This window comes from Streptomyces sp. NPDC052721 (assembly GCF_040678315.1).
Lineage (GTDB): Bacteria > Actinomycetota > Actinomycetes > Streptomycetales > Streptomycetaceae > Streptomyces.
On the sequence record NZ_JBFATL010000054.1, the window covers coordinates 17,170 to 43,402 of the forward strand.

Sequence of the window (26,233 nt, forward strand, 5' to 3'; positions counted from 1 at the left end):
GAATGGGGTGAGGCCCCTCGCGGTCTGCGAGGGGCCTCACCCCATTCACGGGCCGTCAGGCGTCAGTAGTTCCCCAGGCCGCCGCAGACATTGAGCGCCTGCGCGGTGACCGCGGCCGCCCCGTCCCCGATCAGATAGGCCACCATCTCCGCCACCTCGGACGGTCGCACGTAGCGGCCGATCGGCACGCGCGCGGTGATCCGGTCGAAGGCTTCCTCGGTCGACACCTCCCAGATCTCCGAGTAGTGCTCGCGCACGTTCGCGGCCATCGGCGTCTCGACGAATCCGGGGCAGACGGCGTTCACCGTGATGCCGGTCCGTGCCAGTTCGAGGCCGAGCGCCTTGCTGAAACCGACCACCCCGTGCTTCGACGCCGAGTACGGGGCGGCGTGCACCACGCCCTGCTTCCCGCCCGTGGAGGCGATGTTGATGATCCGGCCGGTTCCCCGATCGAGCATGCCGCCGGCCTTCAGGACCTGCTTCGTCACCCGGAACACGCTGGTGAGATTGGTGTCGATCACATCGAGCCAGAGCTCGTCGGCGAGCTCGGCCGTGGCGCCGCCGCCGGGCCGGCCCGCGTTGTTCACCAGGACGTCGATCGGACCGTAGCGCTCGACGACCGCCGCCACGAGGTCCTCGATCTCGGCGGCCGAGCGGACGTCGCAGGTCCGGCCGTCCGCCTCCACGCCCGCTTCCCGCAGCTCCTTGAGCGTCGTGCGCAGTGCTTCCTCGCCGCGCGCGCAGATGAAGACGTTCAACCCCTCCGTGCCGAGCCTTCGGGCGATCTCCAGCCCGATACCACTGGTTGCGCCCGTCACCAGTGCGACCTTCGAGACCTGCGTTGCCATGTGTCCCTCTCCCTGCTTCGTGGACCCCCGACCTGCCCAGCCTTGGGCGCCGGGCTCGAGCGGCGGTCGAAGGGGATTGGGGTGCCGCTGGGACGCCGCGACGGTGGATCCGGCATCGAGGCGCCCCGTATCGGCCTTCGAGCCGCTTTCGAGCCATGCGGCCCACGATGACGACGACCACCGGGTGAACTCACCGAAGGAGCTGTTCCGATTGAAGCGCAGAGTCGTCATCACGGGCGTCGGCGTCCGCGCCCCGGGCGGAAACGGCACGCGGCAGTTCTGGGAACTGCTCACCTCGGGGCGGACGGCGACGCGCCGGATCTCGTTCTTCGACCCGTCGCCCTACCGTTCGCAGGTCGCCGCGGAAGCCGATTTCGACCCGGTCGCCGAGGGCTTCGGCCCGCGGGAGCTGGACCGGATGGACCGGGCCTCGCAGTTCGCCGTGGCCTGCGCCCGGGAGGCCGTCGCCGCGAGCGGACTCGAGTTCGACACCCTGGACCCCACCCGGGTCGGGGTCAGCCTCGGCAGCGCGGTGGCCGCCGCGACCAGCCTGGAACGTGAGTACCTGCTGCTGTCGGACTCCGGCCGGGAGTGGGAGGTCGACGCCGCCTGGCTGTCCCGGCACATGTTCGACTACCTGGTGCCCAGCGTCATGCCGGCCGAAGTGGCCTGGGAGGTCGGCGCCGAGGGCCCGGTCGCGATGGTCTCCAACGGCTGCACGTCGGGCCTGGACTCCGTGGGGCACGCGGTGCGGCTGATAGAGGAGGGCAGCGCGGACGTGATGCTCGCCGGAGCCGCCGACACCCCGATCACCCCGATCGTCGTCGCCTGCTTCGACGCGATCCGGGCCACGACGGCGCGCAACGACGACCCGGAGCACGCCTCGCGGCCGTTCGACGGTACGCGCGACGGCTTCGTGCTGGCCGAGGGAGCCGCGATGTTCGTCCTGGAGGACTACGAGAGCGCGCTGGCCCGCGGCGCCCACATCCACGCCGAGATCCCGGGGTACGCGACGCGCTGCAACGCGTACCACATGACGGGGCTGAAGGCCGACGGCCGTGAGATGGCCGAGGCCATCCGGGTCGCCCTCGACGAGTCCCGTACGGACGCCACGGACATCGACTACATCAACGCCCACGGCTCCGGCACCCGGCAGAACGACCGGCACGAGACCGCGGCCTACAAGCGGGCGCTCGGCGATCACGCCCGGCGCACCCCGGTCAGCTCCATCAAGTCGATGGTCGGCCACTCGCTCGGCGCGATCGGCTCGCTGGAGATCGCGGCCAGTGTGCTCGCCCTCGAACACGGAGTGGTGCCACCGACCGCGAACCTCCGCACGAGCGACCCCGAGTGCGATCTCGACTACGTCCCGCTCGAGGCGAGGGAGCGGAAGCTGGGGACCGTGCTCACCGTGGGCAGCGGCTTCGGCGGCTTCCAGAGCGCGATGGTCCTGCGCGGTGCCGAGGCGGCGGGGGCGGTCGCATGAGCGTCCTCATCACCGGAGTCGGCGTCGTCGCCCCCAACGGCCTCGGTCTGGAACCGTACTGGGCGTCCGTGCTGGCCGGCCGCTTCGGCATCGGCCCGGTCACCCGCTTCGACGTGAGCCGGTACCCGGCCACGCTCGCCGGGCAGATCGACGACTTCCACGCACCTGACCACGTCCCGGGCCGGTTGCTGCCACAGACGGACCCCTCCACGCGGCTCGCGCTCACCGCCGCGGCCTGGGCGCTCCAGGACGCGAAGGCCGACCCGGAGTCGCTGACCGACTACGACATGGGCGTGGTGACGGCCAACGCCTGCGGCGGATTCGACTTCACGCACCGGGAGTTCCGCAAGCTGTGGACCGAGGGCCCCAAGTCGGTCAGCGTGTACGAGTCCTTCGCGTGGTTCTACGCGGTGAACACCGGCCAGATCTCCATCCGGCACGGCATGCGCGGCCCGAGCAGTGCCCTGGTCGCCGAGCAGGCAGGGGGCCTTGACGCCCTCGGCCACGCCCGCCGCACGATCCGCCGCGGCACCCCGCTCGTGGTGTCCGGCGGGGTCGACTCGGCACTCGACCCGTGGGGCTGGGTCTCGCAGATCGCGAGCGGCCGGGTCAGCACCGCCACCGAACCGGCCCGGGCCTATCTGCCCTTCGACGAGCAGGCCGCCGGCTATGTTCCGGGCGAGGGCGGCGCCATCCTCGTCCTGGAGGACAGCGCCGCGGCCCAGGCCCGGGGCCGGCACGACGCGTACGGTGAACTCGCGGGCTGCGCCTCGACCTTCGACCCCGCCCCCGGCTCCGGACGGCCCCCGGGCCTGGAGCGCGCGATCCGGCTCGCGCTGACCGACGCCGGGCTCGGCCCCGAGGACGTCGACGTCGTGTTCGCCGACGGCGCGGGCGTACCCGAACTGGACGCCGCGGAGGCCCGGGCCATCGGCCGGGTGTTCGGCAGCCACGGGGTGCCCGTCACCGTCCCGAAGACGACGACGGGTCGCCTCTACGCCGGCGGCGGACCGCTCGACGTGGTCACCGCCCTGATGGCCCTCCGCGAAGGCGTGATCCCGCCGACCGCGGGTGTGGAGTCCGTACCGCAGGAGTACGGCATCGACCTGGTGCTCGGCGAACCGCGCACCGCGTCCCCGCGCACCGCCCTGGTCCTGGCCAGGGGCCGCTGGGGCTTCAACTCGGCGGTCGTCCTGCGCCGCCCCGAACCGACCCCGTAGCGACACCGAGAACTGGAGACAGCAATGGCAACCCTGCTCACCATCGACGACCTGCGCCGCGTCCTCATCGAATGCGCCGGCGAGACGGACGGAACGGACCTGTCCGGCGACATCCTCGACACCCGCTTCGAGACCATCGGCTACGACTCGCTCGCCCTGATGGAGACCGCGGCGCGGCTCGAGAGCCACTACGGCGTGGCCATCCCCGACGACATCGCGGGCCGCGTCGACACCCCTCGGGACCTGCTCGACCTGGTCAACGGCGCGCTGGCCGAGGCGGCATGAGCCGGCCGGAAGAACACCGGGTGGTCCACACGCTCAGGACCCCGGCCCCGGCGCGCCGGCTGTACGACCTGGTCGCGCGGGCCGAACTCTGGCCGGCCGTCTTCGAACCCGCCGTCCACGTGCGGATCCTGGAGCGCGGCCAGGGCGCGGAACGCTTCCAGATCTGGGCGAGCGTGGCCGGACAGGTGAAGACCTGGACCTCCCGCCGGACGCTGGACCCGGACGCCCTGCGGGTCACGTTCCGGCAGGAGCGCACCCAGCCGCCCATCGCCTCGATGGGCGGAAGCTGGGAGTTCCGGAGCGACGGCGGAGGCACCGAGGTGGTGCTGACCCACGACTTCGCCGCCGTCGACGAGGCCGCCCTGCCGGGACTGCGCGCGGCGCTGGACGCGAACAGCGAGAAGGAGCTGGCCGCGCTGGCCCGGCTCGCGGAGCAGCGACATTCCCTGGAGGAACTCCTGTTCACGTTCGAGGACACGCTTCAGGTGCCGTCCGGGGACGACGCCTACGCCTTCATCGAGCGCAGCGACCTGTGGCCGGACCGGCTGCCGCACGTGGGGAGGGTGACGCTGACCGAGGAGGCGGCGGGCACCGGATCCCCCGGCGTCCAGGACATGACCATGGAGACGGTGACCGCCGACGGCAGTACGCACACGACCCGTTCGATCCGGCTCTGCTTCCCCGGCGAGAGCATCGTGTACAAGCAGCTCGTCCCGCCCGCCCTGCTCTCCGGACACAGCGGTGCCTGGCTCTTCGACAAGGACGCGGTCACCGCCCGCCACACCGTGGCGATCGACCCGGCCCGCGTCGAAGAGGTCCTGGGCAAGGGCAGGACCGTCGCCGACGCCCGCGCCTATCTGCGTGAGGCGCTCGGCGCCAACAGCCGGGCCACGCTCGGCCACGCAGCGGCCGCCGCCGCCGGGCCGGCGTCGTGACGGCCGCGGTCCACGAGGTCGCCGAGGGGGTCTACGCGTACGAGCAGGCCCCCGGCGGCTGGTGTGTCAGCAACGCGGGCATCGTCGTGGGCGGCGACGGCGCGCTCGTCGTCGACACGCTGTCGACGATCCCGAGGGCGCGGCGGCTGGCCGAGACGGTCGACAAGCTCGCCGCGGGCCCCGACCGCATCGTGGTCAACACGCACTTCCACGGCGACCACGCGTTCGGCAACCAGGTCTTCCCACCGGGAACGCAGATCATCGCGCACGAAGACATGCGGACCGCCATGGTGACGACGGGCCTGGCCCTCACCGGGCTCTGGCCGCGGGTCGACTGGGGCGAGATCGAGGTGACGCCGCCGACCGTGACCTTCCGCGACCGCCTCACCGTGCACGTCGGCGAGCGACGGGCCGAACTGATCTGCGTCGGCCCCGCGCACACCGGGCACGACGTGGTGGTCTGGCTGCCCGAGGAGCGGGTGCTGTTCGCGGGGGACATCGTCATGTCGGGCGTCACCCCGTTCGTGCTCTTCGGTTCGGTGGCCGGAACACTGTCCGCGCTCGACCGGCTGGCGGAGCTGGAGCCCGCGGTGGTCGTCGGCGGGCACGGCCCGGTGGCGGGACCCGAGGTGCTGGACGCCAACCGGGACTATCTGCGCTGGGTCCAGCACCTCGCCGCCGAGGCGGCCGAAAGCGGGCTGACGCCGCTGGAGGCCGCGCGCGCGGCGGACCTCGGCGCCTTCGCCGGCCTGCTGGACGCGGAGCGCCTCGTCGCGAACCTGCACCGAGCGCACGAGGAACTGCTGAGCAGACCCGCGCGCGACGCCATGGAGATCTTCTCGGAGCTGGTCGCCTACAACGGTGGGCGGCTGCCCACCTGCCTCGCCTAAGGAGTCGAAAGATGGCCGCCGACCAGGGAATGCTCCGGGACGCCATGGCCCGGGTGCCGGCCGGGGTGGCGCTCGTCACCGCCCACGACCGCAGCGGAGTCCCGCACGGTTTCACCGCCAGCTCGTTCGTGTCCGTCTCGATGGAGCCGCCGCTCGCGCTGGTCTGCCTGGCCCGGACGGCCAACTCCTTCCCGGTGTTCGACGGTTGCAGCGAGTTCGCGGTGAGCGTGCTGCGCGACGACCACACCGACCTGGCCATGCGCTTCGCCCGCAAGTCCGCGGACAAGTTCGCGGGCGAGGAGTTCATCCGCACCGCGCGGGGAGCGACCGTGCTCGACGGAGCGCTCGCGGTCGTCGAGTGCACGGTCCACGAGCGCTATCCCGCGGGCGACCACATCATCCTGCTCGGCGAGGTCCAGTCCGTGCACGTCGAGGACAAGGGCGCGCCTGCGGTCTACGTGGACCGCAGGTTCGCCGCCCTGTGCTCGGGGACGGGCGCCTGCCTGGCCGCCGCCGAGCGGGGCGCGCACGCGCACGCCGGCTGAGGAGAGGTGAGGCCCCCGGGGGAGCAGGCGACCCGGGCGCAGCCCCTGGCCGCCCGGTGTGAAGGCGTCGGGGCAGTACATGATCTCGTCGTCGGACAGGACCGCGGGGTCTGCGCCCCGGCGTGCGCGCGGATGCCGGGGCGGAAGCCGGTGCCGGCCGGCATCCGTCGGCCGAGGGCACCGCGTCACCAGGAACTCGCCCACGTCGGCTGTCCGGGGCCCCGGGGGGACGCGGGCGGAATTCCGGCACCCGGACCTGTCACCTCCCGCCCCGTTCCCGTCCGGGTCCCGCTCGCTGCCGGCAGGAGGACGGGCCGCCTCACCGGGCGGGGGACGGCACCGGGTAGGGCGCCGGTTCCGTCACCCAGCCCGCCGCCAGCACCAGGCGGGACTCGCGGTCGGTGGCGAGGAAGGCGAAGGGACGGTCGAAGGTGACGCGGACGACCGTCGTCTCGTACCGGTACTGCGGGACCCCGCCGGCCGGCACCGGCATGACCGCCGTCACCGCCGCCGCCCGGAAGCCGAGCGCGCCGAACTGCGCCACGGCCGACTGGCGGGCCTCTCCGACGGCCAGCGGGTGGGGGCTCACCCCCGGGAAGGGACCGGTCGCGGTGTCCGTCGCCGCGGTGAGGCCGAACAGGCCCGGCAGGGCGAGCAGATCGTGGTCGGCCCGTACCTCGTACGCCACCGTCGTCACGTCCAGCGTCGTCGGCTGCGGCGCGGTGGCCGGCTGCTGCTCCACGTGCAGGCCGGGGCCGACGTGCCCGTGCGGCAGCGCGCCGCCCCCGGTCAGCGGCAGGCCGCGCTCCACGACCCCCACCCCGGCCGCCAGTACCTGACCCGGCGTCATCCGCTCCTCGCCCAGCACCAGATGCACGTCGACGCCGTTGTCACCGGGCACCGTCAGCGCGGTGACGAAGCCGTCCGGCGTGCCCGTCACCCCCACCCGGTCCGGCCGCACGCTGCGCCGGTGCAGGCCGCGCAGGGTACGGCCCTGCCAGGGGCCGGAGCCGGGCCGCAGCGGCAGCTCGGTGAACGGCTGCCGCCAGTCCGTGCGCAGCGCGAGGGCGGTGGCCAGCACCATCCGCGCCTCCCGGGTCAGCGTCACCGGCATGCGCTCGACCAGCCCGCCGGTCCGCTCGGCCGCCCAGGCGTCCAGCCGCTCCTGCGCGGTGACGAGGTCGTCCCCGAAGACGCCGTGGGTCCCGGCGGGCAGCCCGGCCCGCCACTCCTCCCGCAGGGCCAGCCCGTGGTGCGTCCACAGGCCGAGCGCCGCGTCCAGACCGGCGACCCCGGCCAGCCCGGCCAGCAACTCCCGTGCGGCACCGGCCGCCTGCTCGGCGGGCACGCCCAGCGCGCCGGCCAGTTCCGCCCGTGCCGGGCCCGCCGCGCCGTCGGCCAGGAAGGCCAGCAGCGGCCACACTCCCGGCGCGGAGAACGCGGTGCCCTCGCCGTTCAGGGCCTGCGCCCACCGGGCCGTCAGCCCGTTCACACGCCGGACGGTGTCCCCGGCCACCGTGCTCGTCTCCACCCGCATTCCGCCCCCGTTCCGGTCACGCTTACCATGCGCCAGTCGTACGTCAGTCCAGCCGCCGGCCGGCCGCCGGTCCCCTGTGCCGCCGCCGCCCGATCCAGGAGCACGGTACCGGTGTCCCTTCCCCCGCCTCCCGGCCCCCACCAGCCGCAAGAGCCGTTCCAGCCACCCCGGCCGCAGCCGCGGGAGCCGTACGGCCCGCCGCCGTACCCCCAACAGCCGGGCGGCTCCCCGGGGTTGCCCGTCCACCAGCCGTGGTCGCAGGGCTACCGCCCCTACAGCCACCCGGCGCCGGTCAACGGTCTCGCCATCGCCTCCCTGGTGCTCGGGGTGCTGTGCTGCCTGCCGGGGGTGGGGCTGGTGCTCGGGCTGGTCGGGCTGCGCCAGATCCGCCGGCGCGGTGAGCGCGGTACGGGGCTGGCCGTGGGCGGTGCCGTGCTGTCCGGGGCCGGGCTCGCGCTGTGGGCGCTGCTGCTTGCGACGGGCGGCGCCTCCCAGGTGTGGCACGGATTCAGGGACGGCGCACGCGACGGCGCGGCCCTCTCGCTGGCCGAGGGCGAGTGCTTCGACACGCCGGGGGGCGCGCTGAGCGGTGACACGTACGACGTGGACAAGGTCTCCTGCGCCGGCGCGCACGACGGCGAGGTGTTCGCGACCGTCACGCTCCCCGGCGGCCCCTACCCCGGGGACGACGCGGTCGGCGACACCGCCGACGAGCGCTGCTGGAGCCTCCGGGACAGCTACGCGATGGACGGCTGGGCGGTCCCGCAGGACGTCGACGTGTACTACCTGACGCCGACCGAGGACAGCTGGGCCGCCGGGGACCGCGAGATCACCTGCGTGTTCGGCAACACCGCCGAGGGCGAGGACCTGACCGGCTCGCTGCGCAACGACGAGACCGTCCTCGACGCCGACCAGGTCGCCTATCTGAAGGCCGCTCACGTCCTCAACGCCGCCCTGGACACCGCTCCTGACGAGGAGTACGTCGAGGACGACCTGCCGGGGCACAAGGCGTGGGCGGGCCGGGTGTCGGCCGCGCTGGGCGAGCAGGCCCGGATGCTGCGCGCCCATGACTGGCCCGCCGGCGCCCGCGGACGCGTGGCCGCGCTCGCCGCCGGCCTGGACACGGCGCGCGCGGAGTGGGCGAAGGCCGCGAAGGCCGGGGACGCGGACGCCTTCTACGAGCACTACGACACCGGCTACGACCTCATCGACCCGTCCCGGGCGGTCGCCGCGCGCAAGGCACTGGGGCTGTCCACCACCGTGCCCCTGGGAGAGGACGGGGCGGGGACGAGCCTGGAGGTGTGAGAGCGCGCCTATACGGGGCAGAAAGCGCCTGGGTAAAGCCCTCCCCGGGCTTTTGTCATCACATCGAGTGATTCTCTGGCCTTTACTTGCACGGCTCAACCCACGGTTGCGACGCTGTTGCTGTCTGTACAACCTGATGGGAGCGGCCAGTGACTTTCGGTGAGCAGCCGGCGTACCTGCGTGTCGCGGGTGATCTCCGCAAGAAGATCGTCGACGGTTCACTGCCGCCCCACACCCGCCTTCCCTCCCAGGCCCGCATCCGCGAGGAGTACGGCGTCTCGGACACGGTCGCGCTGGAGGCCCGCAAGGTGCTGATGGCCGAGGGGCTGGTCGAGGGCCGCTCCGGCTCGGGGACGTACGTGCGCGAGCGGCCCGTCCCCCGGCGCGTCGCCCGCTCCGGATACCGCCCGGCCGGCGGCGCCACCCCGTTCCGGCAGGAGCAGGCCGACGCCTCCGTGCGCGGCACCTGGGAGTCCAGCAGCGAGCAGACCGAGGCCGGCGCCGCCATCGCCGAGCGGCTCGCGATCCAGACCGGCGACCGGGTCATGCGCACCAAGTACCTGTACCGGGAGGGCGGCGAGCCGATGATGCTCTCCACTTCCTGGGAACCCCTCGCCGTCACCGGCCGCACCCCGGTGATGCTGCCCGAGGAGGGGCCGCTCGGCGGGATGGGAGTGGTCGAGCGCATGCGGGCCATCGACGTCATCGTGGACAACGTCACCGAGGAGGTCGGCGCCCGCCCCGGCCTCGCCGAGGAGCTGCATCTGCTCGGCGGTGTCCCGGGGCACGTGGTCCTGGTCGTCCAGCGCACCTACTTCGCCTCCGGCCGCCCGGTCGAGACCGCCGACGTGGTCATCCCGGCCGACCGCTACCGGGTCGCCTACCACCTGCCCGTCAAGTGACCGCCCCCGCCCGGGCGGTCATCCGCGCGCCGCTCCGCGTGAGGTAGCGCACACCCCGGCGCGCCGCCCGGGCGGTCACCGGCACCGTCCCGCCCCCGCCGGCGCCGCACGAGCCGCAGCAATCCGGCCGTTTTCGCAGGTGGCCCAGGGTGCCTTCGGCATGCCTCCCGACCCCGGGCAGCGGCGTTCCCGACGGCGCATCCGGTCCCGTGCGCCCCCGGGCGTTCTGGCTCGATGCGTACCTCTTTGTGAAAAGTCGTATGCGCAGCGTGAAGGTTGGGCGTACGCTCGGGCATATGCGGATTGCGGTTTCCTTAGACGTGGCCCGGCGGGGGACCGGGCCCGGGGGAGGGCGGGGCGGTGCGAGAAGGAACGCGGGCGGTGGGGGCCATGGGTGAGGGCACGGTGTCCCTGCCCTGGATCGTGATACGGCAGGACGACAACGGCAATCGCTACCGCGTCGGCCGGTACGCGACCCGGGCGGAGGCGCAGAAGATCGCCGACAGTCTCGACGACCGGGGGCACAAACAGCTCTACTGGGTCGAGCGCATCGGCCAGAACGGGGACGGCGCGCAGAACTGACCGGTCGCGCGCTCCGCGTAGGCTCCGCTCCATGACGCGTACGACTCCTGAGGCGGAACGGATCGTGGTGGTGGGAGCCGCCCTGCTCGACGGCGGCAGGCTGCTGGCCGCGCGCCGCAGCGCGCCCGCCGACCTGGCCGGACGCTGGGAGCTGCCCGGCGGCAAGGTCGAGGCGGGGGAGCGACCCGAGGACGCGCTGGTGCGTGAACTGCGCGAGGAACTGGGCGTCGACGCCGAGCCGGTCGGCCGTGTGCCCGGGGAGTGGCCGCTGCGGACGCCGTACGTCCTTCAGGTGTGGACCGCCCGCCTGTGCCCCGGCTCACCCCCGCCCCTGCCCCTCCAGGACCACGACGAGCTGCGCTGGCTGACCCCGGACCGGATCTGGGAGGTCGACTGGCTCGACCAGGATGTTCCGGCGGTCCGGGGGGTGGCGGCGATGATCGGGCGCGGGGTGTAGGTGCACGGCCCCGAGCGGAGCGCGCCCGTTCGTGCCACGGTGCGCCCTCTCGCGCGGTACTGCCGCCCGGATATCGGGTATGTGCCCATTAACCCCATGAAACCGGACATGGGTGGGCTCGCTGGCCTGGGAAGTGATCGGCGTGATCGACACCGATGGCGACTGCGCCGAGTGGACGTTTCCCGCCGAACCGGGCGCCGTGCGCAGCGCCCGCGCGGCGGTCCGGTCCCAGTTGCACGGCTGGCACCTGGACTGCGTCGCCGACCTCGCCGCGCTGCTGGTCAGTGAGCTGGTCACCAACTCGCTGCGGCATGCCACCGGCCCCATAGGCGTACGGCTCGTCCGGCCCGCCGGGCTCGACGGCAGGCTGCGCGTGGAGGTCTCCGACCCGCTCCCCGACCTGCCGCGCGAACGCGTCGCCCACCCCGAGGACGAGAGCGGACGCGGCCTTCAGCTGGTCGCCGGCTCCTCGCTCAACTGGGGCACCCGGCCCGGCCCGAGCGGAAAGACCGTCTGGTTCGAACTGGCGGTGCCCGGGTGACGGCACAGCACGCGCAGGGTCACGGGGGTGTACAGCCGACGGCGTGCCTCCCTCGTGCGCGCCGGGGGCACACATGGTCCCTCGGTGTGTGATTCGGCGGTGTGTTCCCTGGTTAGAAGAGTGGAAGTGTTGTCACGGACCGGTCCGAAAAGCACCTGGACCGAGCTGTGATCGTGAACACCGTGTCGTGCGGCGCCGTAGTGCTGGATACTGCGGGCAGCCGCCCCCGGTGACCGGTGCCGGACGCGGTGAGCTGGAGGGGACGGTTCGCGTGAGCGAGATACCAGCGAAGGCCACGGAGTCCGAGGACCCGTCGGACGGCGCGAGGAGGCAGGCCGCGGAGGCTGCCGCGGCACCCGGTGACGCCATGTGGCAGAGCAGTCCGCCCGGTTCCATCTACGACTACATCAAGGTCGCGTCCTTCTCCATCAGTCCCGGCGGGCTGGTCGACCAGTGGAGCCTGCGCGCCGAGCAGCTCTTCGGCATCCCCGCCGCACGCGCCGTCGGCATGGACCCCATAGAGGCCTTCATCGATCCCGACCTGCGCGAGCGCGGCCAGCGGAAGATGGCCGAAATCCTCGACGGGCGCGAGTGGACCGGAGTGGTGCCGTTCCGCATGCCCGACCGTCCGGACGGCACGCGCGGCGAGCAGGGCCTGGCCGAGGTGTACGTCATGCCGACGCGCACCGCCGAGGGTGACAAGGCCGCCGTGTGCATCGTCGTGGACGTCCGCACGCTGCGCAGCATCGAGACCGACCTCGCCGCCTCGCAGGCGATTTTCGGTCAATCCCCTTTCGGATTCCTGCTCATCGACGCGGACCTGCGGGTGCGCCGGGCCAACACGCGGTTCGCCTCCGTCTTCGGCGGCACCCCGGACGACCACCGGGGCAAGGGAGTTCACGACTATCTGCCGCGCGGCGAGGCCGAGCGGGTCTCGGCCACGCTGCGGCGGGTGCTGGAGAGCGGTGAGTCCATCACCGACATGCACGTCACCGGCTTCGTCCCGGGCTCCGAGGAACGCCGGCACTGGTCGGTCAACCTCTACCGCGTGCACAGCGGCAGCGGCCGGCCCATCGGTATCGCCTGGCTCGGCACCGACATCACCTCCCGTCGCGCCGCCGCCCGCGAGGCCGCCGCCGCCCGGCGCAACCTCGCCCTGCTCAACGAGGCCGGCACCCGCATAGGGAACTCCCTCGACCTGGAGACCACGGCCCGCGAACTCCTCGACGTCGTCGTCCCCGGCTTCTGCGACCTCGCCACCGTCGACCTCTACCAGGGCCTGCTGGCCGGCGACGAAACCCCGCCCGGCCTCGCCGACGGCAGCGCCGAACTGCGCCGCGTCGCCTTCGCCAGCGCCGTCTCCGGCGCCCCCTTCGCCAGTTCCGGGAAGGCCGTCGAGGTCGGCGCGGTCCACCACTTCCCGTTCACCTCGCCCTGCGCGGACGCCCTGCGCACCGCCCGCCCGCAGCACGTGCCCGCCGAGGAGGGCGGCCTCGTGCAGTCCACGCTGGCCGTGCCGATGGTCGCCCACGACACGGTCGTGGGACTCGCGCAGTTCGCCCGGACCAAGGGCAGCGAGCCCTTCGGCGACCGCGACCGGGACCTCGCCGTCGAACTGGCCGCACGGGCCGCCGTCTGCATCGACAACGCGCGCCTGTACCGCCGGGAACACGAACGGGCGTTGATACTGCAACGCTCCCTGCTCCCGCCCGGCGACCCCGAGGCGTCCGGCCTGGACATCGCCTGCCGCTACCTGCCCGGCAACGCCGCGACGGAGGTGGGCGGCGACTGGTTCGACGTCATCGAACTCCCCGGGCACCGCACCGCGTTGGTGGTCGGGGACGTCATGGGCCGGGGCCTGAGGGCGGCGGTGGCCATGGGTGAACTCCGTACCGCCGTACGCACGCTGGCCCTGCTGGACCTGGAACCGGCGGAAGTGCTCTCGGCGCTGGACGAGATCGCGCGGGGCCTCGGCACCCCGGGCGGCATCCAGCAGGCGACCCGTACGGCCCGTCAGCCCCGGGACGCGGACCTCTCCGAGGTGTACCTCGCGACCTGCGTGTACGCCGTGTACGACTCCGTCACCAGACGCTGTACGTTCGCCAACGCCGGGCATCTGCCACCGGTGCTGGTCGAGCCCGGCGAGGCGGCCCTGATGCTCGACGTGCCGCCCGGCATGCCGCTGGGCGTGGGCGGCGAGCCGTTCGAGGAGGTCGAGGTCGAACTCCCCGAGGGCGCGCTGCTCGCGCTGTACACGGACGGCCTGGTCGAATCCCGCGACCACCCCCTGGACGAGGGCCTCCAGGCCTTCATCGGAGCGCTCACGGACCCCTCCCGCCCTCTGGAGGACGTCTGTGACCACGTCCTCAACACCCTCGACACCCACCACGGCGAGGACGACATCGCCCTGCTGATGGCCCGGGTGCAGGGGCTGCCCGCCGAGTCCGTCGGCGACTGGACGCTGCCGCGCGAGCCGCGCAGTGTGGGCCGGGCCCGGGAGTACGCCCGCGGGCAGCTGCTCTCCTGGGACCTGGAGCCGCTGGTCGACACGACGGAACTGCTGGTCAGCGAGCTGGTCACGAACGCGCTGCGGTACGGCGAGGGGGACATCAGGCTACGGCTGCTGCTCGACCGCACCCTGGTCTGCGAGGTCTGGGACTCCGGCTTGGTCCAGCCCCGGCGCCGACGGGCCCGGGACACCGACGAGGGCGGACGGGGCCTGCAACTGGTCGGGCTGCTCAGCGCGGCCTGGGGCTCCCGGCGCACACCCCGCGGCAAGACGGTCTGGTTCGAGCTGCCGTTGCCCGGCGGAGAGGGCGGCCTCACAGACCCGGCAGAGGCGCTGCTGAGCCTCTTCTGATCCCGGCCCACCCAGGTGGGCCTTCAGGGGTGCCCTACGTGTGCAGCCGGGAGCGGGTCCGCGGTCCACCGAATGCGGGCGGGGGACCGCCGTCGGGGTCCTCTCCGAGGAGGATGCCGCCCAGGACGGCACCGGCGAGGCCGGCCGCGTCCCCCTCGCTGCCGTGGGCCCGGACGTCCCGGTCGGCCAGCCTCCGCGCCTCCCCGGCCACGACGTCGGCCCACCCCGTGTTGCCCGCGCCCAGCTCCCGTGCCGCCTCCGCCAGCCGGGCCCGGGCCTCCGTACCCACCGCCCCCCGGTGCACCCCGACGAACTCCTCCGCCCCGGCGACCGAACTCCGCGCCACGAGCAGCGCCGCCGCGTCCAGCACCCCCGACCGCGTCCCCGTCAGCCGTTCGACGGCCCGGGTGATCCGGCGCAGCGCGTCCAGCGGGTCGTACGGCCCGCCTGTCAGCTCCTCGCGGACCGCCGCCAGCACCCCGTCGACGTGGGCCGGCCGGGCATCCGGTTCACCCGGGGTCGGCGGGGTGCGCCGGTCCGCCGGTGTCCCCCGGTCGGCGGGCGCCGGCCGGGTCTCCGGTTCACCCGGCTTCAGCGCAGGGCGCCGGACCGTCGCCAACTCCGCCTCCGCGCCGGTCAGCGCGGCCGGTACCAGTCCGGCCGCCTCCCGTACCTGGGCCGCGAGCCGCTCCACCCCGCCCACCAGCACCCCCGTCTGGGCCACGGCGCCCTCGCCCGCGCGCAACTGCCAGGCGGCCCGCCGTGTCTCGCCCACATCGGCGGCCTGCCGGGCCTCGTTCAGCCGTGCGCCGGCGAACACCAGCCGGTCCTTGGCCTGTTCGACGTACCCGGTGACGGACCCGGTGGCCGAGGGCGCGTACCGCTCCCGCAGCGCCGCCAGTGTTCTCTGCGCGGCCATCGTCCGAGCCGCCAGTTCCCGGAACCGCTCCTCGGCCACCTCCAGCGCCGCGCGCAGCCCCTCCTCGTCCGCCGTGAGGCCCCGCAACCGGTCCAGTGCCTCCGCCTCCGCGTCCAGCCGCCGCCCGGCCTCCGCGCAGCGGCCGGTCACCCCGGCCAGCGCCTGGCGCCGGGCGCCCGCCTCCTCGGGGACGCCCTCCTCGTACCGCCGCCAGATCGCGAACGCCGCCGACAGCTCGGTCTCGGCGGCCCGCAGCGCGTGGGTGAACGGCTCGGTCCGCTGCTCCCCGAACCGTTCCCGGACGAAGGACAGCTCCTCCCGGCTGGTCCGTACGCAGTCGTCGGCCAGCCGCAGTGCCGCCCGGGCCTGGCGTTCGGAGTCGGCCGGGGTGGGCACGGGCGGACGCGTCGAGACGATCCCCGGGGTCGTCCGGGTGCGGGTCCGGCGGGTGCGCCGCAGCCAGCCGTATCCGGCCAGCGCGACGGCCGCGACCCCGGCGATGAGCGGCAGCACGAGGTCGGCGGTCGACGTGCCGTCCTGCTGCGGCGCGGCGGCGCTCGCCACCGCGCCGACGGGGGCCACGGGAACCGGATCACGGGCATCGACCGTCATCACCGGCAACACCAGCCACGCGGCTCCCACCAGGATGCCCAGCACGGCATGGGCCACCCGCACCCGTATGTGCGCGGTGGCCCGCCGGGGCCGGCCCCGGAACAGGGAGGACGTCACATTTCGGAGCGTATGGGCAGGTAGACGACTCCGCGAGCGGGATGGATACGGGTGGGGGACCAGGCGGACAGGGGGGCGCAATGGACGAGAACGGGATGGACGAGAACCGGACGGGTGAGAAGCGGACTGACGGCATACGGACTGACGGCACACGAACCGGCGAAGACCACATACGAACCGGCGAAGACCACACGGAGCCGGACCACGTCGAGCAGGACCGCCCTCACCCAGGCGACCCCGCACCCCGGCCCGCCCCCCGCCCCCGCTCCCGCAGGCGCCGCCTCCTCCGGATCGCCGCCGCCCTCCTCGCCCTCCTCCTGCTCCCTCTCCTCACCGCCGAGACCGCCCTGCGCCTCAACTACACCGGCGATCCGGCTCCCGGCACCCGCACCCGGCACCAGGACGCCCTCTGGCTCGGGCATGCCTGGGTGGACGGCCGGAAGACCGACCGGGACGTCGAAGTCCTCGCCCGCCGCCTGAGGGGCACCGGGATCCGCGATCTGTACGTCCACGCGGGGCCTCTCGAACATGACGGGACCCTTCCGGCGTCGGCGTACCCGAAGGCCCGCCGGCTGATCGCGGCCGTCCACCGGGAACTCCCCGGCGTCCGCGTCCAGGCCTGGCTCGGCGACAAGCTGGCCAGTGAGAGCCCGGACGGCCTGCGTCTGGAGCGCGCCGCGACCCGGGCGGCGATCGTCACCTCGGCCCGGCAGATCCTCGCCGCCGGCTTCGAGGGCACCCACTTCGACCTGGAACCGCTCCACTCCGGCGACCGCGACTACCTGTCCCTCCTCGACGACCTGCGCGATCTCACCCACGCCCGGGGAGCCGTCCTCTCCGTCGCCGCCCACCAGATCGACCCGCTGCCCGCCTTGCACTCCTTCGCGGGCACGACCACCGGCCACCCCAAGTGGTGGTCGCAGGCGTACTTCGGGCAGGTGGCCCGCCGTGTGGACCAGATCGCCGTCATGTCGTACGACACCATGCAGCCGCTGCAGAGCCTGTACGGCGGCTATGTGGCCCAGCAGACCAGCCTCGCCCTGGAGGTCACCCCCGAGAGCACCGGCCTGCTGATGGGCCTGCCCTTCTACCACGAGAACCGGTTCGGTCACTGGGCGCACGCCGAGACCGTCCCGGCCGCCGTACGCGGCGTCCGCCTCGGTCTGAGCCGCACGGACGCCGGCCGCGCCCGCTTCGGTGTCGCCCTCTACGTGGACTTCGCGGCCACCGAGGCGGACTGGCGGGCGTACCGGGAGGACTGGGTGGCTACGCCCCCGACCGCCTCCTGATCTTCGAACCCAGCCAGACCAGCGGGTCGTACTTGCGGTCCACCGCGCGTTCCTTGAGCGGGATCAGGGCATTGTCGGTGATCTTGATGCCCTCGGGGCAGACCTCGGTGCAGCACTTGGTGATGTTGCAGTAGCCGAGGCCGTGGTCGTCCTGGGCGGTGCGTCCGCGGTCCAGGCCGGTCTCGGCGGCGGCATCCAGCGGGTGCATGTCGAGTTCGGCGACGCGCATCAGGTAGCGCGGGCCGGCGAACGCCTGCTTGTTCTCCTCGTGGTCGCGCACCACATGGCAGGTGTTCTGGCACAGGAAGCACTCGATGCACTTGCGGAACTCCTGCGGGCGGTCCACGTCCTCCTGGAACATGCGGTACTCGCCGGGGCCGAGACCGGGAGGCGGCACGAAGGCCGGGACCTCGCGCGCCTTCTGGTAGTTGAAGCCGACGTCCGTCACCAGGTCCCGGATGACCGGGAAGGCCCGCAGCGGGGTGATCGTGATCGTCTCCGCGCGGTCGAAGACCGACATGCGGGTCATGCACAGCAGCCGGGGGCGGCCGTTGATCTCCGCGGAGCACGAACCGCACTTGCCCGCCTTGCAGTTCCAGCGCACGGCGAGGTCGGGCACCTGGGTGGCCTGGAGGCGGTGGACGATGTCCAGGACCACCTCGCCGTCGTTCACCTCGACCGTGAAGTCCTCAAGGCCGCCGCCCTGTTCGTCACCCCGCCACACCTGGAAGCGGGCTTCGTAGCTGCTCACTCGTACAGCTCCTCTTCGGCGAGGTACTTGACCAGCTCCTCCTTCTCGAAGAGGGCGAGCAGGTCCGGGCGGATGGGGTCGGTGGTCTCACGGGTGAGGCGGATCTGGCCGCGGGCCGGGTCGGTCGCCGCGAGGCCGCCGGTGGGGTCGGCGAGGGTGCACAGCAGGTTCACGTTGCGCCAGGCCCGGTCCATCCGGGGATGGTCCTCGCGGGTGTGCCCGCCGCGCGACTCGGTGCGCTCCAGCGCGGCCCGGGCCACGCACTCGCTGACCAGCAGCATGTTCCTGAGGTCCAGGGCGAGGTGCCAGCCGGGGTTGAACTGGCGGTGGCCCTCGACGCCGGCCCGCCGGGCCCGGACCCGCAGCTCGGCCAGCTTGTGCAGGGCCTGTTCCATCTCGCCCTCGCGCCGGATGATGCCGACCAGGTCGTTCATCGTCTGCTGGAGTTCCTGGTGCAGGGTGTACGGGTTCTCCGGCGGGCCCGCCTCGCCCTCCGCCTCGGCGGAGAACGGCCGCAGCGCCTCCGCCGACGCCGTGTCGACCTGGGTGTCGTCCACGGACGGGCGCCGGTGGCCCGCCTCCCGCGCGTACTCCGCCGCGTGCCAGCCTGCCCGGCGCCCGAACACCAGCAGGTCGGAGAGGGAGTTGCCGCCGAGCCGGTTGGAGCCGTGCATGCCGCCGGCCACCTCACCGGCCGCGTACAGCCCCGGCACCCCGCGCGCCGCCGCCGTGTCGGAGTCGACCGCGATGCCGCCCATCACGTAGTGGCAGGTCGGCCCGACCTCCATCGCCTCGGCCGTGATGTCGACGTCCGCCAGCTCCTTGAACTGGTGGTACATGGACGGCAGCCGGCGCCGGATCACCTCGGCGGGCATCCGGGTCGACACGTCGAGGAAGACTCCGCCGTGCGGGGAGCCGCGGCCCGCCTTCACCTCGGCGTTGATCGCGCGGGCCACCTCGTCGCGGGGGAGGAGTTCGGGCGGCCGGCGGTTGTGCTCGGGGTCCTCGTACCACCGGTCGGCCTCCTCCTCCGACTCGGCGTACTTCTCCTTGAAGACGTCGGGGATGTAGTCGAACATGAACCGCTTGCCCTCGGAGTTCCGGAGCACCCCGCCGTCCCCGCGCACCGACTCGGTGACGAGGATGCCCTTCACCGACGGCGGCCAGACCATGCCGGTCGGGTGGAACTGCACGAACTCCATGTTGAGCAGCGGAGCGCCGGCCAGGAGTGCCAGCGCGTGGCCGTCGCCCGTATACTCCCACGAGTTGGACGTGACCTTGAAGGACTTGCCGATGCCGCCGGTCGCGAGGACCACGGCCGGCGCTTCCAGGACGAAGAAGCGGCCGGTCTCACGGTCGTAGGCGAAGACGCCCGAGACACGATCGCCGTCCTTGAGGACCCTGGTGACCGTGCACTCCTGGAAGACCTTCAGCCGGGACTCGTAGTCCCCGGTCTCCTTGAAGTCCTCCTGCTGGAGCGCGACGATCTTCTGCTGGAGCGTGCGGATCAGCTCCAGGCCCGTACGGTCGCCCACATGGGCCAGGCGAGGGTACTCGTGCCCGCCGAAGTTCCGCTGCGAGATGCGGCCGTCCTTCGTACGGTCGAACAGCGCGCCCCAGGTCTCCAGCTCCCACACCCGGTCCGGGGCCTCCTGCGCGTGCAGTTCGGCCATCCGCCACTGGTTGAGGAACTTGCCGCCGCGCATGGTGTCGCGGAAGTGGACCTGCCAGGTGTCGTGCTCGTTGGCGTTGGCCATCGCCGCCGCGATGCCGCCCTCGGCCATCACCGTGTGCGCCTTGCCGAACAGCGACTTGCAGATCACCGCCGTACGGGCGCCCCGCTCGCGCGCCTCGATCGCCGCGCGGAGGCCCGCGCCCCCGGCGCCGACCACGACGACGTCCCACTCCTGCCGGTCGACCACGGACATCAGTCAGTCCCTCACTGGATCTCTAGAAGAAGCGCGGATCGTCGAAGACCCCGGACGCGACCAGGTAGACGTAGAAGTCGGCGAGCGCCACGCTCAGCAGCGAGGCCCAGGCCAGCTGCATGTGGCGGGCGTTGAGCCGGCCGACGAACTGCCACGCGCGGTAGCGCACGGGGTGCCGGGAGAAGTGCTTGAGCTTGCCGCCGACGATGTGCCGGCAGGAGTGGCACGAGAGGGTGTACGCCCAGATCAGCACGATGTTGGCGAGGAAGACCAGGGTGCCGAGGCCCATGTGCCCCCACCGGTAGTGCTCGTCCCGGAAGGCCAGCACGGTGTCGTACGTCAGCACGCCGGCCACCAGCAGGGCGGCGTAGAAGAAGTACCGGTGGATGTTCTGCAGGACCAGCGGGAAGCGGGTCTCGCCGGTGTACGTGCGGTGCGGCTCGGCCACCGCGCAGGCGGGCGGGGACGCCCAGAAGGCCCGGTAGTACGCCTTGCGGTAGTAGTAGCAGGTCAGCCGGAAGCCGAGCGGGAAGATCAGGATGATGACGGCGGGGGAGATGCCCCACCAGCCCCCGAAGAGGTCGGCGTTGGGCCCGGCGCGCATGGTCCGGCAGTTCTCCGCCAGGCACGGCGAGTAGAACGGCGAGACGTACGGCGCCGCGTAGTAGTCGGCGTTCGCGAAGGCCCGCCAGGTCGAGTACACGACGAAGGCCAGCAGACCGGCCGCGGTGGCGGCGGGCGCCAGCCACCAGCGGTCGGTCCGCAGGTGCGGGGCGGTGATCGCGGCGCGCGTACGGGTGTGTACGCCACCGCTGTTCTGTTGGGGTTCCGTACCAGTAGCCAAGGGGGACTCCGGTCGGTTCGGGGGGAGTGTCAGGGGGCGCGGCGGTCGCGGGCGCCCAGGCCCTCGTCGTCCGAGTCCGTCCACAGGCTGATGTCGTAGGGCGCGTCGGAGATGGTGACGAGGTCGGGCCGGCGTGGCGTGGCCGGGGCGGCGGCTGCCTCCCGCAGCAGTGCCACGCTCTCACGCAGATGGTCGGCGTCCAGGCGGACCCGGCGTATCTCCAGAGCGCTGCCGAGCTGGTGTTCCAGGCGGCTCACCGACCGGCTGAGGTCGTCGAGACAGCGCTGGACGGCGTTGATGTCGTCGTGCACGGACATGACTTGCCCTCGCTTCCGCGGGTCCGGCGGTCATGGGCGGCAACGTTCATGCGCCTTGGAGTGTTGCGCCTCACGCCCACCGGTGTGAAGGGATGTGCAGCGATTGGCCGAGGCGTACGGATGCGCCGCCCGGCGTGTTGCGCCGCACGGGTGGGCTTACCGGCCGTCGTCGCCGTGTCGCCCACCGTGGCCGGATCCTTTCCTCTTCAGTGGCCGCATAGATCTGATCAGCTCCATATACCGCCAAACGTGATCAGCTCCATATACCGACAAATGCGAGCATAAGGCCCGTGGCTTCCTGGAGGTAGCAGAGATGTCCTACGACGGCGTTGGACAGCGCCCCACAGGGGCGCGAGGCTCCATCGACGGGCGGCTCTGCCGCGGGGCGCGACCAGCCACGTCGCACCCGCAGACGGCCGGCGACCGGTCCCGGCACGTGCAGCGGGCCCTCGTCTTCCTCAGCGCGAGCGCCCTCGCCGTCCCCCTCCTCGCCGGCTGCGGCGAGGACGACGAGGCCGGCACCCCCCTCGCACCCCAGGACATCGCTCTCGTCACCCGCGACAAGGTCGCCGACGGCGGCACCCTGAAGTGGGCCGTGGACGCCGTACCGGAGACCCTGAACACCTTCCAGGCCGACGCCGACGCCGGCACCAGCCGGGTCGCCCAGGCCGTGCTGCCGTCCATGTTCCGCCTGGACGCCACCGGCCGGCCGGTGCCCAACCCGGCCTACCTGGAGTCGGCCAAGGTCATCGAGACCGAGCCGCGCCAGGTCGTGCTGTACAAGCTGAACCAGCAGGCCGTCTGGACCGACGGCCGGGAGATCGGCGCCGCCGACTTCGTCGCCCAGTGGCGCGCCCTGTCCGGCAGGAACAGCGCCTACTGGACCGCCCGCAACGCCGGCTACGACCGCATCGCCAAGATCGAGCGCGGCGCCGGCGACCTCCAGGTCCGGGTCACCTTCTCCCGCCCGTACGCCGACTGGAAGTCGCTGTTCTCCCCGCTGTACCCGAAGGACGTCATGGGCACCCCGGACGCCTTCAACGACGGCGCCCGGCGCAAGCTGAAGGTCACCGCCGGACCCTTCAAGGTCAAGAAGGTCGACACCGCCAAGAAGGACGTCGTCCTCACCCGCAACCCGCGCTGGTGGGGAAAGCCCGCCAAGCTCAACGAGATCGTGCTGCACGCCGTGTCGCGCGACAAGCGGGCCGCCGCCCTCGCCGACGGCAGCGTGGACCTCGCCGAGATCGACTCCGCCGACGCCCAGCGGATCGGCCTCGCGGGCCGCGAGAAGGGCACCGGCACCCCGCTCCAGGGCGCCGGGGGCAAGACCTCCGTGAAGAAGCTGCGTGACTGGGCGCTCGCGCACGGCTTCGACTCCGACCAGGTGCACGCCGGCAAGAAGAAACTGCGCCGGGCCATCACCCGGTACCTGGAGCAGCAGCAGGCGCTGCGGGACGTCGAGGTCCGCAAGTCCCTGGAGCCCGCCTACACCCAGCTCGCCCTCAACGGCTCCACCGGCCCCCTCGCCGACGAACGGGTCCGCCGGGCCGTCGCCCGCGCCCTGGACCGCGTGGAGCTGGCCCGGCTGGTGCTCACCCCGCTGGGTCTGCCCGCCGTCCCGGTCGGCAGCCACCTCGCCCTGTCCGGGCAGGCCGCCTACGCCGACGGCAGCGGCGCGATCGGCGGCCAGGACGCCAAGGAGGCGCAGGCGCTGCTCGCCGACGCCGGCTGGGTGCGCGGCGGCCCGCTCAAGGAGCCGAAGAAGGCCGAGAAGGCGGCCGGCCCCGAGCGCCCCTCCGAGGACGTGTCGAACGGCGGCAAGGACGGCGAGTACATCGTCGGGGAGGAGGACGACGGGAAGGGCCATGACGACGGGTCCGGCGACGGCGGCGGGAGCCACGGCGGTTCGGACGGCGACGGCAAGGGCAAGCACCACGAGTCCGCCGGCGACCAGCACGAGCACCCCGACCAGCACCTCGCGCGGGAGGGCAAGCACGGCGGCGCGCCCGGCGCGTACGCCCCCCAGGGCACGGCAGCCCCGGCCGCCGCGCCCGCCGGACCGCTCGCCAAGGACGGCAAGCCGCTCACGCTGCGCTTCGTCCTGCCCTCCGGGTCCGGCTCGGACACGCTGAACTCGGTCGCCGAGCGGATCTCCGCGATGCTGGAGCAGGTCGGCATCCGCACGACGATCACGAAGGTCTCGGACGAGAGCTACTTCAAGGACCACATCGCCGCCGGCGACTACGACCTCGCCCTGTACTCCTGGCCCTCCTCCGCGTTCCCGGCGACGGACGCCCGGCCCATCTACGCCAAGCCGGTCGCGGCGGCGGACGGCTCGGTGAACGTCGAGCAGAACTACACACGGGTCGGCACGGACCAGGTCGACCAGCTCTTCGAGCAGGCCGCGACCACGCTGGACGAGGACGAGGCGCGCTCCCTGATCCGCAAGGCCGACGCCCGCATCTGGGCCGCCGCCGGCTCGATCCCGCTCTACCAGCGGCCTCAGCTGGTGGGGGTCCGGAAGAACGTGGTCAACGCCGGGGCCTTCGGCTTCCGGACGCCGGTCTACGAGGACATGGGCTTCCTGAAGAAGGGCGCGAAGGTTTCGCCGAGCCCGGCGAAGTAGCCGCCGCCGGGTGCGTGGGAGCCGGCCTGAGCTGCACCGACGTATCCCGGCGAGCCCCAGCGGCAGCGGCCACGTACCATGGGGTGAGGCCGTGGCGTGTCCAGCCCGGCAGGGCCCGCGCGACACGGACGTACGCGCAGGGCAGTCCGCACACTCCGGGAGTACGCCACAATATGACTGCGTTTTCTACGCGTCACGACATCCGCAACGTCGCCATCGTCGCCCACGTCGACCACGGCAAGACCACCATCGTCGACGCCATGCTGAAGCAGGCCGGTGCCTTCGCCGCCCACCAGCTCGAGCAGGTCGACGACCGCGTCATGGACTCGAACGACCTGGAGCGTGAGAAGGGCATCACGATCCTCGCCAAGAACACGGCGGTCAAGTACCACCCGAAGGACGGCGGGGAGCCCATCACCATCAACATCATCGACACCCCCGGCCACGCCGACTTCGGCGGCGAGGTCGAGCGCGGTCTGTCGATGGTCGACGGCGTCGTGCTGCTCGTGGACGCCTCCGAGGGCCCGCTGCCGCAGACCCGCTTCGTGCTGCGCAAGGCGCTCCAGGCCCGGCTCCCCGTGATCCTGTGCATCAACAAGACGGACCGCCCGGACGCCCGCATCGACGAGGTCGTCAACGAGACCTACGACCTCTTCCTCGACCTGGACGCGGACGAGGAGCAGATCGAGTTCCCGATCGTCTACGCCTGCGGCCGTGACGGCATCGCCTCGCTGACCAAGCCGGACAACGGCACGGTCCCGGCCGACTCCACCAGCCTGGAGCCGTTCTTCTCCACCATCCTGGAGCACATCCCGGCCCCGACCTACGACGAGGGCGCCCCCCTCCAGGCGCACGTCACCAACCTGGACGCCGACAACTTCCTCGGCCGTATCGCGCTGCTCCGCGTCGAGCAGGGCGAGCTGCGCAAGGGCCAGACGGTCGCCTGGATCAAGCGGGACGGCTCCGTCAGCAACGTCCGCATCTCCGAGCTGATGATGACGGAGGCGCTCACCCGCAAGCCGGCCGAGAAGGCGGGCCCGGGTGACATCTGCGCGGTGGCCGGTATCCCGGACATCATGATCGGCGAGACGCTGGCCGACCCGGAGAACCCGGTCGCGCTGCCGCTGATCAAGGTCGACGAGCCGGCGATCTCCATGGTGATCGGCACCAACACCTCGCCGCTGGTCGGCCGTGGCGCCACCGGCAAGGGCGCCGACAAGAAGGCGGCCGTCAAGGACCGCAAGGTCACCGCCCGCCAGGTCAAGGACCGCCTGGACCGCGAGCTGATCGGTAACGTCAGCCTCCGCGTCCTGGAGACCGAGCGTCCGGACGCCTGGGAGGTGCAGGGCCGTGGTGAGCTGGCGCTCGCCATCCTCGTCGAGACCATGCGCCGCGAGGGCTACGAACTGACCGTCGGCAAGCCCCAGGTCGTCACCAAGGAGGTCGACGGCAAGACGTACGAGCCGATGGAGCGCATGACGATCGACGTGCCCGAGGAGCACATGGGTGCCGTCACCCAGCTGATGGGCGTGCGCAAGGGCCGCATGGACAACATGTCCAACCACGGCTCCGGCTGGGTCCGCATGGAGTGGGTCGTCCCCTCCCGCGGCCTGATCGGCTTCCGCACCGAGTTCCTGACGCAGACCCGTGGCACGGGCATCGCCCACTCCATCCACGAGGGCTTCGAGCCGTGGGCCGGCCCGCTGCAGACCCGGAACAACGGCTCCCTGGTCGCCGACCGCTCCGGTGCCGTCACCGCGTTCGCGATGACGAACCTTCAGGAGCGCGGCGTGCTCTTCGTGGAGCCGGGCACCGAGGTGTACGAGGGCATGATCGTCGGCGAGAACTCGCGCTCCGACGACATGGACGTCAACATCACCAAGGAGAAGAAGCTCACCAACATGCGGTCCTCGACGGCCGATGTGACCGAGTCGATCGTGCCGCCGCGCAAGCTGTCGCTGGAGCAGTCGCTGGAGTTCTGCCGCGACGACGAGTGCGTCGAGGTGACCCCGGAGGCCGTTCGCATCCGCAAGGTCGTGCTCGACCAGCGGGAGCGGGCACGCGCCGCGAGCCGCGCCAAGCACAGCTGACTTTCGGACACCTGAGCCCGGGTTCCCCCCATGGTGGGGGAACTCGGGCTTTTTGCAACCCGTTTTCGGGCGCCGCATGTCCGACATGCGGAGATCACTGCCCGATAGCCATGTAACAAGTCCGTTTCGCGCCTTCTTCTGGCGAACAGTTTGTCCAGATTTTGGAAGGTGCAGGCGTGAGCTGTGACTGAATTGAGATCTACGGGCAGTGGTCGGTGGTCGACCCATGGCAGATAGTTAGCCGCGTAGCGCTCGGGTCAATGGGTCTCGCGCTGTGGGGACAGCGCCGACTCACGAGCACCAGAGGGTGTCTGACCCTCCGTCAGGGGTGTCGGAGGGAAGACGGA

The 26,233-nt window shown here is 72.4% G+C and carries 22 protein-coding genes; 15 read left to right on the plus strand and 7 right to left on the minus strand.

Features of this window, described 5'->3' with window-relative positions; genetic code table 11:
* Positions 1-62: 62 nt before the first annotated feature.
* Entirely contained in the window at positions 63-848 is a 786-nt protein-coding gene (locus AB0L21_RS35005; RefSeq protein ID WP_365701406.1) for a 3-oxoacyl-ACP reductase, read from the minus strand.
* 76 nt (positions 849-924) lie between these two features.
* Here AB0L21_RS35005 and AB0L21_RS35010 point away from each other — a divergent pair, with 76 nt between their 5' ends.
* The 6 genes from AB0L21_RS35010 to AB0L21_RS35035 are packed head-to-tail and all read left to right on the plus strand — an operon-like array spanning position 925 to position 6,209.
* On the plus strand, positions 925-2,334 hold the full coding sequence (locus tag AB0L21_RS35010) for a beta-ketoacyl-[acyl-carrier-protein] synthase family protein (RefSeq protein WP_365701405.1): 1,410 nt from the start codon (positions 925-927) through the stop codon (positions 2,332-2,334).
* Positions 2,331-3,554, plus strand: a complete 1,224-nt coding sequence (locus AB0L21_RS35015; RefSeq protein WP_365788263.1) for a ketosynthase chain-length factor — start codon at positions 2,331-2,333, stop codon at positions 3,552-3,554. Before AB0L21_RS35010 ends, AB0L21_RS35015 begins: the two co-directional genes overlap by 4 nt.
* A 24-nt stretch (positions 3,555-3,578) precedes the next feature.
* Positions 3,579-3,839: an acyl carrier protein gene (locus AB0L21_RS35020; protein WP_365788264.1), complete on the plus strand. Its 261-nt coding sequence runs from the start codon at positions 3,579-3,581 to the stop codon at positions 3,837-3,839.
* Entirely contained in the window at positions 3,836-4,774 is a 939-nt protein-coding gene (locus AB0L21_RS35025; protein ID WP_365701400.1) for an aromatase/cyclase, read from the plus strand. Before AB0L21_RS35020 ends, AB0L21_RS35025 begins: the two co-directional genes overlap by 4 nt.
* Complete coding sequence (locus AB0L21_RS35030) at positions 4,771-5,664, plus strand: MBL fold metallo-hydrolase (RefSeq protein ID WP_365701398.1); 894 nt, start codon at positions 4,771-4,773, stop codon at positions 5,662-5,664. The genes AB0L21_RS35025 and AB0L21_RS35030 overlap by 4 nt, the downstream gene beginning before the upstream one ends.
* An 11-nt stretch (positions 5,665-5,675) precedes the next feature.
* The gene (locus AB0L21_RS35035) at positions 5,676-6,209 is read left to right on the plus strand and encodes a flavin reductase family protein (RefSeq protein WP_365701396.1); all 534 of its coding nucleotides are present in this window, start codon (positions 5,676-5,678) and stop codon (positions 6,207-6,209) included.
* Between the two features lie 319 nt (positions 6,210-6,528).
* Here the strand turns inward: AB0L21_RS35035 and AB0L21_RS35040 are convergent, their stop codons facing one another.
* Positions 6,529-7,746: a serpin family protein gene (locus AB0L21_RS35040; protein WP_365788265.1), complete on the minus strand. Its 1,218-nt coding sequence runs from the start codon at positions 7,744-7,746 to the stop codon at positions 6,529-6,531.
* Positions 7,747-7,857: 111 nt separating this feature from the next.
* Between AB0L21_RS35040 and AB0L21_RS35045 the strand changes: the two genes are divergently transcribed.
* The 6 genes from AB0L21_RS35045 to AB0L21_RS35070 all read left to right on the plus strand — a co-directional run bounded on the left by AB0L21_RS35045 (position 7,858) and on the right by AB0L21_RS35070 (position 14,393).
* Entirely contained in the window at positions 7,858-9,051 is a 1,194-nt protein-coding gene (locus AB0L21_RS35045; RefSeq protein ID WP_365788266.1) for a DUF4190 domain-containing protein, read from the plus strand.
* 149 nt (positions 9,052-9,200) lie between these two features.
* The gene (locus tag AB0L21_RS35050) at positions 9,201-9,953 is read left to right on the plus strand and encodes a GntR family transcriptional regulator (RefSeq protein ID WP_365701389.1); all 753 of its coding nucleotides are present in this window, start codon (positions 9,201-9,203) and stop codon (positions 9,951-9,953) included.
* A 390-nt stretch (positions 9,954-10,343) separates the two neighbouring features.
* Positions 10,344-10,535 carry an SPOR domain-containing protein gene (locus tag AB0L21_RS35055; RefSeq protein ID WP_189893932.1) on the plus strand — a complete coding sequence of 64 codons (192 nt, stop codon included), beginning with the start codon at positions 10,344-10,346 and terminating at the stop codon, positions 10,533-10,535.
* Between the two features lie 31 nt (positions 10,536-10,566).
* Positions 10,567-10,992 carry a (deoxy)nucleoside triphosphate pyrophosphohydrolase gene (locus AB0L21_RS35060; protein WP_365788267.1) on the plus strand — a complete coding sequence of 142 codons (426 nt, stop codon included), beginning with the start codon at positions 10,567-10,569 and terminating at the stop codon, positions 10,990-10,992.
* A 112-nt stretch (positions 10,993-11,104) separates the two neighbouring features.
* Positions 11,105-11,533 carry an ATP-binding protein gene (locus AB0L21_RS35065; RefSeq protein WP_365788268.1) on the plus strand — a complete coding sequence of 143 codons (429 nt, stop codon included), beginning with the start codon at positions 11,105-11,107 and terminating at the stop codon, positions 11,531-11,533.
* Positions 11,534-11,804: 271 nt separating this feature from the next.
* Complete coding sequence (locus AB0L21_RS35070; RefSeq protein WP_365701383.1) at positions 11,805-14,393, plus strand: SpoIIE family protein phosphatase; 2,589 nt, start codon at positions 11,805-11,807, stop codon at positions 14,391-14,393.
* A gap of 34 nt (positions 14,394-14,427) precedes the next feature.
* Here AB0L21_RS35070 and AB0L21_RS35075 read toward each other — a convergent pair whose 3' ends face one another.
* A complete protein-coding gene (locus AB0L21_RS35075) occupies positions 14,428-16,041 on the minus strand; it encodes a hypothetical protein (protein WP_365788269.1) in 1,614 nt (537 codons plus the stop codon).
* A gap of 95 nt (positions 16,042-16,136) precedes the next feature.
* Here AB0L21_RS35075 and AB0L21_RS35080 point away from each other — a divergent pair, with 95 nt between their 5' ends.
* On the plus strand, positions 16,137-17,330 hold the full coding sequence (locus AB0L21_RS35080; protein ID WP_365788275.1) for a hypothetical protein: 1,194 nt from the start codon (positions 16,137-16,139) through the stop codon (positions 17,328-17,330).
* Here AB0L21_RS35080 and AB0L21_RS35085 read toward each other — a convergent pair.
* From AB0L21_RS35085 to AB0L21_RS35100, 4 genes are read right to left on the minus strand one after another with little or no spacing between them, the layout of a single operon-like run.
* A complete protein-coding gene (locus AB0L21_RS35085) occupies positions 17,308-18,081 on the minus strand; it encodes a succinate dehydrogenase/fumarate reductase iron-sulfur subunit (RefSeq protein ID WP_365701378.1) in 774 nt (257 codons plus the stop codon). The genes AB0L21_RS35080 and AB0L21_RS35085 overlap by 23 nt on opposite strands.
* On the minus strand, positions 18,078-20,009 hold the full coding sequence (locus AB0L21_RS35090; RefSeq protein WP_365788270.1) for a fumarate reductase/succinate dehydrogenase flavoprotein subunit: 1,932 nt from the start codon (positions 20,007-20,009) through the stop codon (positions 18,078-18,080). The genes AB0L21_RS35085 and AB0L21_RS35090 overlap by 4 nt, the downstream gene beginning before the upstream one ends.
* A gap of 22 nt (positions 20,010-20,031) precedes the next feature.
* Entirely contained in the window at positions 20,032-20,853 is an 822-nt protein-coding gene (locus tag AB0L21_RS35095) for a hypothetical protein (protein ID WP_365788271.1), read from the minus strand.
* Between the two features lie 29 nt (positions 20,854-20,882).
* On the minus strand, positions 20,883-21,170 hold the full coding sequence (locus AB0L21_RS35100; protein ID WP_365701371.1) for a hypothetical protein: 288 nt from the start codon (positions 21,168-21,170) through the stop codon (positions 20,883-20,885).
* A 313-nt stretch (positions 21,171-21,483) separates the two neighbouring features.
* Here AB0L21_RS35100 and AB0L21_RS35105 point away from each other — a divergent pair, with 313 nt between their 5' ends.
* Positions 21,484-23,796, plus strand: a complete 2,313-nt coding sequence (locus AB0L21_RS35105; RefSeq protein WP_365788272.1) for an ABC transporter family substrate-binding protein — start codon at positions 21,484-21,486, stop codon at positions 23,794-23,796.
* A gap of 173 nt (positions 23,797-23,969) precedes the next feature.
* On the plus strand, positions 23,970-25,886 hold the full coding sequence (gene typA, locus AB0L21_RS35110) for a translational GTPase TypA (RefSeq protein ID WP_365701368.1): 1,917 nt from the start codon (positions 23,970-23,972) through the stop codon (positions 25,884-25,886).
* The last annotated feature ends 347 nt before the right edge of the window (positions 25,887-26,233 follow it).

Excerpts from the sequence above, each read along its gene's own strand:
- AB0L21_RS35060 (WP_365788267.1), top strand. The coding sequence starts at position 10,567 with ATGACGCGTACGACTCCTGAGGCGGAACGGATCGTGGTGGTGGGAGCC.
- AB0L21_RS35035 (WP_365701396.1), top strand. The coding sequence starts at position 5,676 with ATGGCCGCCGACCAGGGAATGCTCCGGGACGCCATGGCCCGGGTGCCG.
- AB0L21_RS35090 (WP_365788270.1), bottom strand. The coding sequence starts at position 20,009 with ATGTCCGTGGTCGACCGGCAGGAGTGGGACGTCGTCGTGGTCGGCGCC.
- AB0L21_RS35020 (WP_365788264.1), top strand. The coding sequence starts at position 3,579 with ATGGCAACCCTGCTCACCATCGACGACCTGCGCCGCGTCCTCATCGAA.
- AB0L21_RS35055 (WP_189893932.1), top strand. The coding sequence starts at position 10,344 with ATGGGTGAGGGCACGGTGTCCCTGCCCTGGATCGTGATACGGCAGGAC.
- AB0L21_RS35005 (WP_365701406.1), bottom strand. The coding sequence starts at position 848 with ATGGCAACGCAGGTCTCGAAGGTCGCACTGGTGACGGGCGCAACCAGT.
- typA (WP_365701368.1), top strand. The coding sequence starts at position 23,970 with ATGACTGCGTTTTCTACGCGTCACGACATCCGCAACGTCGCCATCGTC.
- AB0L21_RS35025 (WP_365701400.1), top strand. The coding sequence starts at position 3,836 with ATGAGCCGGCCGGAAGAACACCGGGTGGTCCACACGCTCAGGACCCCG.
- AB0L21_RS35080 (WP_365788275.1), top strand. The coding sequence starts at position 16,137 with ATGGACGAGAACCGGACGGGTGAGAAGCGGACTGACGGCATACGGACT.
- AB0L21_RS35040 (WP_365788265.1), bottom strand. The coding sequence starts at position 7,746 with ATGCGGGTGGAGACGAGCACGGTGGCCGGGGACACCGTCCGGCGTGTG.
- AB0L21_RS35100 (WP_365701371.1), bottom strand. The coding sequence starts at position 21,170 with ATGTCCGTGCACGACGACATCAACGCCGTCCAGCGCTGTCTCGACGAC.
- AB0L21_RS35105 (WP_365788272.1), top strand. The coding sequence starts at position 21,484 with ATGTCCTACGACGGCGTTGGACAGCGCCCCACAGGGGCGCGAGGCTCC.
- AB0L21_RS35015 (WP_365788263.1), top strand. The coding sequence starts at position 2,331 with ATGAGCGTCCTCATCACCGGAGTCGGCGTCGTCGCCCCCAACGGCCTC.